At 66.4% G+C, this 9,574-nt stretch carries 10 protein-coding genes; 5 read left to right on the plus strand and 5 right to left on the minus strand.

The genetic code is table 11. The features are described 5' to 3' along the window. Positions 1-1,246: DUF4914 family protein (locus AAGI46_12740; GenBank protein MEM1013075.1), on the plus strand; the 1,246-nt coding region annotated here is incomplete at its 5' end. Positions 1,247-1,391: 145 nt separating this feature from the next. Here AAGI46_12740 and AAGI46_12745 read toward each other — a convergent pair. Beyond that, on the minus strand, positions 1,392-2,648 hold the full coding sequence (locus AAGI46_12745) for a GNAT family N-acetyltransferase (GenBank protein ID MEM1013076.1): 1,257 nt from the start codon (positions 2,646-2,648) through the stop codon (positions 1,392-1,394). A gap of 178 nt (positions 2,649-2,826) precedes the next feature. On the opposite strand from AAGI46_12745, the gene AAGI46_12750 reads away from it, so the two are divergent. The 3 genes from AAGI46_12750 to trpS all read left to right on the plus strand — a co-directional run bounded on the left by AAGI46_12750 (position 2,827) and on the right by trpS (position 5,647). Continuing rightward, the gene (locus AAGI46_12750; GenBank protein MEM1013077.1) at positions 2,827-3,918 is read left to right on the plus strand and encodes a hypothetical protein; all 1,092 of its coding nucleotides are present in this window, start codon (positions 2,827-2,829) and stop codon (positions 3,916-3,918) included. Positions 3,919-3,992: 74 nt separating this feature from the next. After that, positions 3,993-4,529 (plus strand): hypothetical protein, encoded by a 537-nt coding sequence (locus tag AAGI46_12755; GenBank protein MEM1013078.1) that lies wholly within the window; start codon positions 3,993-3,995, stop codon positions 4,527-4,529. A 29-nt stretch (positions 4,530-4,558) separates the two neighbouring features. After that, a complete protein-coding gene (gene trpS / locus AAGI46_12760; protein MEM1013079.1) occupies positions 4,559-5,647 on the plus strand; it encodes a tryptophan--tRNA ligase in 1,089 nt (362 codons plus the stop codon). Here the strand turns inward: trpS and AAGI46_12765 are convergent. The 3 genes from AAGI46_12765 to AAGI46_12775 form a co-directional block, all read right to left on the minus strand. After that, complete coding sequence (locus AAGI46_12765; protein MEM1013080.1) at positions 5,617-6,114, minus strand: hypothetical protein; 498 nt, start codon at positions 6,112-6,114, stop codon at positions 5,617-5,619. The two genes, trpS and AAGI46_12765, sit on opposite strands and share 31 nt — an antisense overlap. Positions 6,115-6,266: 152 nt before the next feature. Further along, on the minus strand, positions 6,267-6,734 hold the full coding sequence (locus AAGI46_12770; protein ID MEM1013081.1) for a hypothetical protein: 468 nt from the start codon (positions 6,732-6,734) through the stop codon (positions 6,267-6,269). 105 nt (positions 6,735-6,839) lie between these two features. Next, positions 6,840-8,108: an amidohydrolase family protein gene (locus AAGI46_12775; GenBank protein ID MEM1013082.1), complete on the minus strand. Its 1,269-nt coding sequence runs from the start codon at positions 8,106-8,108 to the stop codon at positions 6,840-6,842. Between the two features lie 72 nt (positions 8,109-8,180). On the opposite strand from AAGI46_12775, the gene AAGI46_12780 reads away from it, so the two are divergent. Continuing rightward, positions 8,181-8,723: a Minf_1886 family protein gene (locus AAGI46_12780; GenBank protein ID MEM1013083.1), complete on the plus strand. Its 543-nt coding sequence runs from the start codon at positions 8,181-8,183 to the stop codon at positions 8,721-8,723. A 96-nt stretch (positions 8,724-8,819) separates the two neighbouring features. Here the strand turns inward: AAGI46_12780 and hemB are convergent. Continuing rightward, on the minus strand, positions 8,820-9,574 hold a 755-nt coding region (gene hemB / locus AAGI46_12785; protein MEM1013084.1), incomplete at its 5' end, for a porphobilinogen synthase.

A 9,574-nucleotide genomic window follows, 5' to 3' on the forward strand; every position in this document is an offset into this window, starting at 1 on the left:
CCCGGGCCCGTCCGCCAAGAAGGGCATCTACGGCATGCTGCTCAACCTGGGCGAGCGGGACGACTTCGTCACCGCCCACTGCTCGACCGTCCGCGTCACCACGCCGTACGACAACGCGACCGTCTTCATGCACGAAGGCGCAAGCGGCGGCGGCAAGAGCGAGATGCTCGAACACATGCACCGCGAGGCCGACGGCCGGCTACGTATGGGCACCAACACCGTCACCGGCGAGTCGCGCTACCTCGCACTGGCCCGCGGCTGCAAGCTCGAGCCCGTCACGGACGACATGGCACTCTGCCATTACGACCACGACCTCAACACGCCCGGCCAGCACAAGCTGACCGTCAGCGACGCCGAGGACGCTTGGTTCCTGCGGGTCAACCACATCACGAACTATGGCAAAGACCCGCACCTCGAAGGGGTGACCGTTCATCCGAGCGAGCCGCTGCTGTTCCTCAACATCGACGCCAAGCCCGAGGCGACCGCGTTGATCTGGGAGCACATCATGGACGAGCCGGGCAAGCCGTGCCCGAACCCGCGGCTGGTGATGCCGCGTCAGGCGATGCCCGGGATCGTCAACGATCAGGTCGAGGTCGACGTCCGCAGCTTCGGCGTGCGGTGTCCTCCGTGCACGAAGGATAACCCGACCTACGGCATTATGGGCATGTTCCACGTGCTTCCGCCGAGCCTGGCGTGGCTATGGCGACTCGTCGCTCCGCGCGGTCACGCCAACCCGTCGATCGTCGAGACCGGCGGCATGACCAGCGAAGGCGTCGGCAGCTACTGGCCGTTTGCGACGGGTCGCAAGGTGGACCAGGCGAACCTCATCCTTCGTCAAATCCTCGGCACGCCGGACACCATGTTCGTCCTCATGCCCAACCAGCACGTCGGCTGCTGGGAGACCGGGTTCAGCCCGCAGTGGATCACGCGTGAGTACCTCGCCCGCCGCGGCGCGACAGCGTTCGCGCCCGAGCACCTGCTCGACTCGCCCTGCCCGCTGCTCGGCCGGACGCGAAGCACGATCCAGGTCGAGGGCATGCAGATCGGCCACTGGTTCCTGCAGGTCGAGACGCAGCCAGAGGTCGGCATGGAAGGCTTCAAGGACGGCGAGAAGATCCTCACCGACTTCTTCCACCAGCAGATCAAAGAGTTCCAGCATCCCGACCTCGACAAGAAGGGCCAGGAAATCATCCAGGCCTGCCTCGACGGCGCGTCGATCAGCGACTACGACGGCATGGGCTACTAAAAACCCATCGCTCGGACCGTCGACAAACGTCTGAAAACCAGAGGACCCCCAGTTAGCCGCCCGCGTCAGCGGGCGGTCTTCTTGCACCCCCGCGCCCGCTGACACGGGCGGCTAACTGCTTCTCCGAGCCAGACAAGCTTCTCGATTAGAAGTACTCGCGACAGAACGGCAGCGGTCCGTTGCCAAGGTCGTCGAGCAACCCCGGCATCCCCGACGCGAGACCGTGCGTCGCGGCCCAGGCGGCTTTGACGTCACCCAGCGCGATGGCTGCAAAGGCGTTGTCGGTGCAGGTGAAATCGGGTGACGCGTCCGTCGGGGTCGCCTCACAACGGCCGGCTTCGACGTTCAGCTTCAGCGTCACAGCGACCTCGTCGGCAGTGTCGATGCGGACGACCATCGAACCGGTTCGCTCGGCATTCGGCCAGGCCGGTTCAGACAGCACGCGGGCATGATCGAGCACGCGCACCTGATTGCGTGCCTTCATCGCACACGTCGCATGCGCGTGCTCCACGGCGCGGTGTGGCAGGTGCGTTTCGCGAAGCAGCAAGTGAATGGGCCGATCAGCGGGCGTCGTGAAGTAGACGAAGCCGTACTGGTCCTTGAGCGTGCCGAGGAAAGCCAGCTGACGCATGAAGCCGTCGGGCGTGTCGAAGACCATCCACTCTGCGTCCAGGCCTCGGCGAGGCCCGTCGTCGCGCGGGATCAGGTTGAGCCAGCCGCGCATCGAGCCGTCGCTGTCGAAGTCGCCGTAGAGGTATCCCGTGCGGACCGTGTTGTTGCGCCACATCCGAACGCCGGCGTCAGCGGCGTGTGGGAACATCACATCGCCGTGGCCGAGTCGGGCGTGGCCGAATTGGCTGCGCCGGCAATCGACCATCTGTGCGAGGGCGTTGTCATCGTCTGGCTCGATGAGGCGAAACCCGCTCGTGTCGCCCTTGGGCAGCAGAGCCGGAGGGACTTTCCAGTCGGCCCGTCGCTCGCAGATGCCGTAGCCGAAGTTGGCGTAATAGCTTGCGCGGAACGGCATGAGGCTCGAGAGCGCTTCGCCGCGCTCCCGGCCGAGGTTGATCGCGTGGTGCATCGTCCGGCTCGCAACACCCCCGGCCCGTCGGGCGTCGTGTGTCGTACCGACCCAGGCGATGCCCTGGCACGGGAGGACCGTGCCGCGGACGTTCATCTCGCCGCGCAAGCTCGTCGTCGTTGCAACGTCGCGTCCGCCACGGCTGGTGAGCAGGATGTCGCCGTTGTCCAAGTCGCCGCGCTCGTCGTCCATGTACTTGTGCAGTGCCTCCTCGTCGGCGTACGACGGCCGATAGCAGCGAGCGCGGAGACGGGCCACCAGTTCCCGGTCCGCGGGCGTGGCGGAGCGGATTTGGACGTCGTCACTTCCGTGAGGAGCCATGCGGCAAGGTAGGCGAATCGTTATCGGGCTGCGATCATGCTCGACGCGGCGCGGGTCGTGCCGATGATACGGGTGAGGCGGACGTCACACGTGTCGGTCGGGTTCGCCGTCGGGCGGGTTGCTGGTACGTTGTGCATCACGTCGACGCGTTCTCCGGTCTTCACGCCACGATTCGCCCATGCCGCCGGCCGACCCACAACGAGCCAAATCCCGAAAGGGCGACGCCGCCCCACGGCAGGTGACGTCGGCGAATGGCTCAGCGATGCGGGGCAAGCCGGCCGACCCACGCGAGCGCACCGCCTCACGCCGCCGCCCTCCGGCCAAAGAGACGCAAAACGCCGCAGAAGTTCCGCCGCAACCCAAACGGCCGGCGCCGCGCTCGCCCGTCGAGGCATTCGAGGCGGCGACCACGACCAACCAGCAGACCGTCCTCTCGCCGCAGGAGCTGCGTGGCCGGCTCCGGGGGCACGTCTGCCCGTTCTGCGGACACCGAAACGCCAGTGGCAAAGGTCCATGTGAAGCCTGCGGGATGGAGGATGACGACACCACACGCTCCGCCACCACACGCCGAATCGGGCCATGGTTCCTCCGGCAGACCGGCAATCCGTTCGCGCCGGGCATGAAGTTCAACGTCCTCCGCGAACTCACCAAGCAGGGCCGCGTCCAGCCCGACAGCGTCGTCCGTGGGCCGGTGACACACCAGATGTGGACCTACGCAGCGCGGGTTCGCGGCGTCGCCCACCTGTTTGGAGTTTGTTGGAACTGCAACCGTCCCTTACCGCCTCTGAAGGCGGGGGAGACACCTGACGACTTCTGTCTGTACTGCGGCGCACTCATCGAACCGCCGAGCAATCCCGACCAGCAGCTCGAAGTTGCCGACACGGGCGAGTCGCTTGGGCTCGGCGCGCGGTCCAAGACCGGGCAGGTGACCGACCGATCCGACATGCCGACCCAGCCCACGCCTGCCGTCCGCGGCGTCGGTGCACGCAAGGCCCACATCGGCGAGAACAAGTCACCCATCGGCCCGCCAAGACCCCGGGCGGCCAAGGTCGCCGTCACCGACGCCGAGGACGGCGGCGACGCTCTGCTCACCACCGGCGAGCTGGCGACCGCCTTCAACCTCGACCGTCGGCCGAACATGCTCGGCCTGCTCGGGCGGCTCCCGTGGAACTGGATCATTCCGATCCTCCTGATCCTGGCCGTCGGGGCGGCGATCGCTTTCTACGTGCTCGGCGACGGCGCGCTCGACGCCTTGCCTGCGGGCCGATAATCTGCCTCGCGACGGCGGCACTTGACGCGCAAGATGTCGAATTCGACGTCAACGCTGCCGTGCCCAGCGAGACGATGCCAGACACCGACAACCGATCTCCCGATGACGTGATCGCATCGATGGCCGACGAGGCGATCGATCGCATGCTCGGCGAGGGCCTGCCTTCCGAACCGGCCCTGCCGCAGCCCGCGCTCAGCGACGACGCATCAGACGACGTCTTGGACGCATTGCTCGCTGGCGATTCCGCAAAGACCGACGACACCGTCGCGGCCGATGAGCCCGGCGACGCCATCGCCGCAGCCGTCGCCTCTGAGCTTGCCGAGGACGGCATGATGCCCGGCGAGGACGACGGCCTGCCCGCCATCCCGAAGCTCAACGAGTCCGAAGAGCGGTTCGACGGCATCAGCGCCGACGGCGCGATGGAAGATCGCCCCACCGGCTCCATCGACCGGGCCGTGTCGTCCACGCCCTTCTGGTTCGGACCGCTCGCGTGGCTCGCTCGCCCGCTCGACAAGGCCGGCGACGACGTCCGAAATGCCGTCGGCAAGATCGGGCTCGTGACGACGGTCAACGCCGTCGCGGTGATCGCCTTCGTCGTCATCCGCGGCTGACGCACCCGAGCGGCTGCGTACCTTCTGGCATGACCGCCAGGCCAAGACTGCTCACAGGCGACACCCCCACAGGCCAGCTCCACCTCGGCCACCTCGTCGGCAGCCTGGAGAATCGCCTCGCCCTGCAGAACGAGAGCACGCACGAGTGCTTTTTTCTCGTCGCCAACAAGCACGCCTTCACCACGCGCGCCGACGATCCGGACAGCATCCGGCAGAGCGTCATCGACATCGTGATCGACTGGATCGCCGTCGGGCTCGACCCGGCCAAGTCGAGCTTCGTCCTGCAGAGCGAGGTGCCAGCGATCGATGAGCTGACGTTCTTCTTCAGCATGCTCCTGCCGTTCAACCGCGTCATGCGGAACCCGACGCTCAAGCAGGAGATCGGCGACAAGGGCCTTGGCGAGACCTACCCGTTCGGCTTCCCGCTCTACGCGGTCGGCCAGACGGCGGACATTCTCGCCTTTCGCCCCGCCGTCGTGCCTGTCGGCGAGGACCAGCTGCCGCACCTGGAGCTGACCCGCGAGGTCGCCCGCAAGTTCGGCCAGACCTACGACGGCATGGACCCGCACGCCGACGACGCCGAGTACGCGACCGGCGCGACCCTCCCCGTCATCGAACCCAAGCTCGGCCGCGTCAAACGCCTCGTCGGCCTCGGTGCCCCGAACGAGGGCGGCCAGCTGCTCAAGATGTCCAAGAGCCTGGGCAACGCCATCTTCCTTCGCGACGAGGCCGACGTTATCAAGAAGAAGGTGATGGGCATGTACACCGACCCGAATCGCCTCCGCAAGACCGACCCCGGCGAGACCGACCCGACCAAGAACCCGCTCTGGGCGTTTCACGAGACGTTCAACGACGACAAGGCCTGGGTCGCCGAGACGCGCGAGGCGTACAGCAAGGGCCAGATCGGCGACGTCGATGTGAAGAAGCGCCTGGTCGACGTGTTGGAAGCATTGATCGCCCCGATCAGAGACCGCTCCAAGGCCGTGACGGAGTCCGACGCGATCGACGCCTTGCGGGCGGGGACGACCCGGGCGAACGCCGTGGCAGAAGAGACGCTGAGCCTTGCGAAGACTGCGATGAAGCAGGGTTACTTCGGGCGCTCGCTGTCAATCGGCTGAGCCATGATCGGTTCGAAGCCTCGTTCGCGCTCGGTACCGCCACGTCGCTCCCAGGCAGAGATCGCCTCGAAGCCGAGGTTCAGGTGGTAGAGCAATTGACCAAACGCGGCGACCATGATGACCGCGATTGCGAACGAGAGTCCAATCGTCCGACCCGGTGTCAGAATCAGCGCCGCCAAATCCGCCACGAGAGCAAGAACGCTTCCGAGAAGCGCCAGCGACGCAAGCACAATGCCAACGATCAGTGCCCACCGTCGATGACGTACGAGGTAGCGACCGCTGACTCGAAAGCCGATTCCAATTCCGAGATAGACAATAGTGATAGCGATTATGAAGGCAGAGCCACCCAGAGCTGCGCCAACGACTCCTAAAATCCCAAAGAGTATCAGGATAAGCGCAAGAAGGTTCATCGAGCGTGCCGCCAAATGGAGCGGGCGGTCGGGATCACCTTTCGATGGAAGTGCCATTGACGCACTTGATCATGACCCTTGATCCAATGCAAGCGCGTGGTCTATGACCGACGTTGCAATTCGTCTTTCTCAGTTAGGTCCAGTCCTTCTGCATCCGACAGGAGTGAGTGAGCTGTTTATCAAACGAAGCAGGCTCTACCTTGCGCTTCCTACCGTCCGGGCACCGGTTGGACTTCGAAGCCGTGGTGTGACTCCGCGTCCGTCCGGACCCACGGCATTGCTCGCTTGAGCTGGACGATCAGGATCACGCAGGCCGCGGCCCAGAGGGTGCATTCGGCGATGACCATGGGCGAGGTCGGCAGCTTGCCGAAGCCGTGGCCGCTGGCGATGACGATCGCGACGCCGATCTGCACCGCGGCCGCGAGCATGCCGATGCGGAGGGCCCACGTCCGGCCGCTGCCCAGACCCCACCAGGCGAGCAGGTAGCCGGCGCCGGGTCCGTAGAACGCCAGGCCGCCCAGGAGCAGCCAGAAGAGCCGGTGCTGCGGCAGGCTGACGAGCAGCCCGTCGTAGATCATGATGCCCAGGCCCAGCAACGACGAGACGATGCCGAGGCAGATGGCCGTTGCGCGGGCTCGGACGATCGGGGTGAGCGAGGCTGCGAGGCTTCGAGCCATGTGGGTATCAGTCTCGAACGGTGTCGAGGTCGCAAGGCAACGGTAGCTGCGAGCTTGCAGCTCGCAGCCGGATCGCAGTCGAGACTGCGAGCCGCAGGCTCGCAGCTACCTGCTCAGACGCGATGGTTCTTCTCCCGAGCAGAGGACGGTGCGATGTCCGATGTCCTGCAAGACGGTGGCAAGCGGGGCGTCGCCACTTGGATCGGAAAGTGCGAGGAGGTCGGCGCGACAGCCGGGGGCGACCGAGCCTGCAACACCTGTCAGTCCGAGTGCTGCTGCGCCGCGCCAGGTCGCCATCGACCAGATCGTGCTGATGTCGACGTCAGGACGGTGCTCGTGAACGTGTCGGACCTCCGCGAGCAAATCGAGATCGGGCGAGCTGGCGCGACTGTCGGTGCCGAGGCAGACGTTGATGCCGCGGGCGAGCAGCTCGACCAGCGGGTGCGGATCATGGCCGAAGTAGGCGTGCGTCCGCGGGCAGTACGCGACGCTCGCCCGGCCGGCGGCGAGGTGGTCGAGGTCGCCCGGCTCCAGGTAGTTCCCGTGGGCCAAAACGACGGGCACGGCGGCGTCGAGCAGGCCGAGGTGTTTCGCGAAGGCAAGAGGAGAGCCGTCGAAAGTCGGCACGTCGTCGTCCCACCCGCCGATGGTCTCCCAGAGCTGGCGAAAGGGTCCGGCGTGGTCGCGGAGGAAGTCGGCCTCTTCGCGTGTCTCTGCGAGGTGCGTCGCCAGCGGGACGCCGCGTTGTTCGGCCGCCGCGAGACACCAGCGATAACTCTGGGGCTCCACCGAGTACGGCGCATGCGGCGACACGGCACCTCCATCGGCGAGGGCTGCGGGAAGCTGGTGATCGATCTGGTCGCGACGGGTCGCCATCGCGCGGACTTCACCGAAGCTGACGACGTTCAGCGAGCGAAGCGACGCCGCGGATTCTGGACCCGTGACCGATCCGCGGCTGGCGCCGCGGCGTGGTGACTCTCCTGACCACGCAGCGCGCGTCGCCGCGGGAAAGGCTGTGATATCGCCCACTGTGGTCACCCCGAATAACAACGACTCTGACGCACCAGCCGCAGCGGACGCGGCCGCCTGCTCCGCAGTCGTCGGGCGGACACCAAGCAGCCACTGGGCCAGGTGCCCGGGTTGATCCGCGGGCGGTCGGTGGTGCGAGAGTTCCAGGTGCGTGTGGGCATTGACCAGCCCTGGCAGCACCAGCCGGTCGCGCCAGTCGATCACTTCCGCGTCGAAATCTCCCCGATCGGACGTCACGGCGGAAATCAAGCCATTCTCGATCAGAATCCAGCGGTCCCGCTCCACCGTTGCCGGTTCCATCGGCCGCATCGCTGCAAGCCGCCCTGCCCGAATGATCCGACGCATCGACGCCACGCTATGGCTACGCAGCGGCGACGAGGGTTTTGCTTCGCGACCTCGGGCTGTATGTTCCATCGCATGCCTGCCGATCCCGGCCCGTCCGCGGCTTCGACATCTTCCAGCAACGCCGTCGGCCCGAAGGTGCTCAAAGAGGTACGTGAAGCCCGCGATGCCGTCCGCCGGTACGTCGACATCATCGAGTCGGACGGTCGGTATCCGTTGGAGGCGTTCCACTTCCTACAGGCCGCACTCGGGCGGGCCGTCGAGATGACGCACGGCGTGGACGCCCACAAGCTGGCCGAAGAACACTCCGAGCTTCGCGGAGAGGATCACCCGAACCACGTCTCCGCCCGGCAGCTCTCGACGGCCGTCCTCGACCTCGCCGCCGAACACTGGGGCCTGCTCGCCCGGCAGGTGCTGGAGCGTTGGAACATCTTCACGACCAGCGACCTCGGCGAGATGGTCTTTCTGCTCGTCGACAACGACCTGCTGCAGAAGACAGAGGGCGACCGACGCGAGGACTTCGACGATCTATTTTCGATGTCGCTGCTGGAGTCGGAGTACTCAATTTCGACCGGCCTCGATGCCGAGCGTCTCCTCGAGCCGGCGGAACCGTCGTGAGCGAGACGGGCGAGCCCCGTGGATTCAAACCGCGTCGCGGCGTGGTGATCGGCTTCGGCGTCGCTTGGCTCGCGTGGCTGGCGGCGATGGTTTCCTTCAACTTCCTGTAGCGAGCATGCGGGCCAGGCGTTCGGCGTGGTACGTGATGACCAAATCGGCCCCGGCCCGTCGCATCGCCATCGTGGACTCCATGACGACCGCGTCGAGGTCGATCCAGCCCTGCTGCCCGCCGGCCATGTGCATGGCGTACTCGCCGCTGGTCTGATAGGCGGCGGTCGGCACGCGGACGGCCTGCCGCATCGCCGACAGCACGTCGAGGTACGGCCCGGCCGGTTTGACCATGACGACATCGGCACCCTCGGCCACATCGAGTTCGGCCTCGCGGATCGCCTCGTCAGTGCCGCGGAACGGGTCCATCTGGTAGCTCTTGCGATCGCCCGTCGACGGTGCGCTGGCGGCCGCGTCGCGGAACGGGCCGTAGAAGGCGCCGGCGTACTTGATCGCGTAGCTCATGATCGCCGTCTGGTGGTGGCCAGCGTCGTCGAGACCTCGGCGGATAGCGGCGACCATGCCGTCCATCGCGGCGCTGGGCGCGACCCAATCCGCCCCGGCCTCGGCATGGATGACAGCTTGCCGTCCGAGCTTGGCAAGGGCTGCATCGTTGTCGGCCTCGCCATCGACGAGCGGGGCGCAGTGGCCGTGGTCGGTGTATTCGCAGAGGCAGACGTCGGTGATCGCCAGCATCGGATTGCCGCGACGTTGCGTCTCGCGCAGAAGTCGGCAGACGACGTTGTCGCCGGCCTCGCCGGATGAGCCGACGGCATCCTTCTGATCGTCACCGAGCACGCCGA

The sequence above is a fragment of the Planctomycetota bacterium genome (genome assembly GCA_038746835.1).
Lineage (GTDB): Bacteria > Planctomycetota > Phycisphaerae > Tepidisphaerales > Tepidisphaeraceae > JBCDKH01.

Excerpts from the sequence above, each read along its gene's own strand:
- AAGI46_12745 (MEM1013076.1), bottom strand. The coding sequence starts at position 2,648 with ATGGCTCCTCACGGAAGTGACGACGTCCAAATCCGCTCCGCCACGCCC.
- AAGI46_12775 (MEM1013082.1), bottom strand. The coding sequence starts at position 8,108 with ATGCGTCGGATCATTCGGGCAGGGCGGCTTGCAGCGATGCGGCCGATG.
- AAGI46_12780 (MEM1013083.1), top strand. The coding sequence starts at position 8,181 with ATGCCTGCCGATCCCGGCCCGTCCGCGGCTTCGACATCTTCCAGCAAC.
- AAGI46_12755 (MEM1013078.1), top strand. The coding sequence starts at position 3,993 with ATGCCAGACACCGACAACCGATCTCCCGATGACGTGATCGCATCGATG.
- AAGI46_12750 (MEM1013077.1), top strand. The coding sequence starts at position 2,827 with ATGCCGCCGGCCGACCCACAACGAGCCAAATCCCGAAAGGGCGACGCC.
- AAGI46_12765 (MEM1013080.1), bottom strand. The coding sequence starts at position 6,114 with ATGGCACTTCCATCGAAAGGTGATCCCGACCGCCCGCTCCATTTGGCG.
- trpS (MEM1013079.1), top strand. The coding sequence starts at position 4,559 with ATGACCGCCAGGCCAAGACTGCTCACAGGCGACACCCCCACAGGCCAG.
- AAGI46_12770 (MEM1013081.1), bottom strand. The coding sequence starts at position 6,734 with ATGGCTCGAAGCCTCGCAGCCTCGCTCACCCCGATCGTCCGAGCCCGC.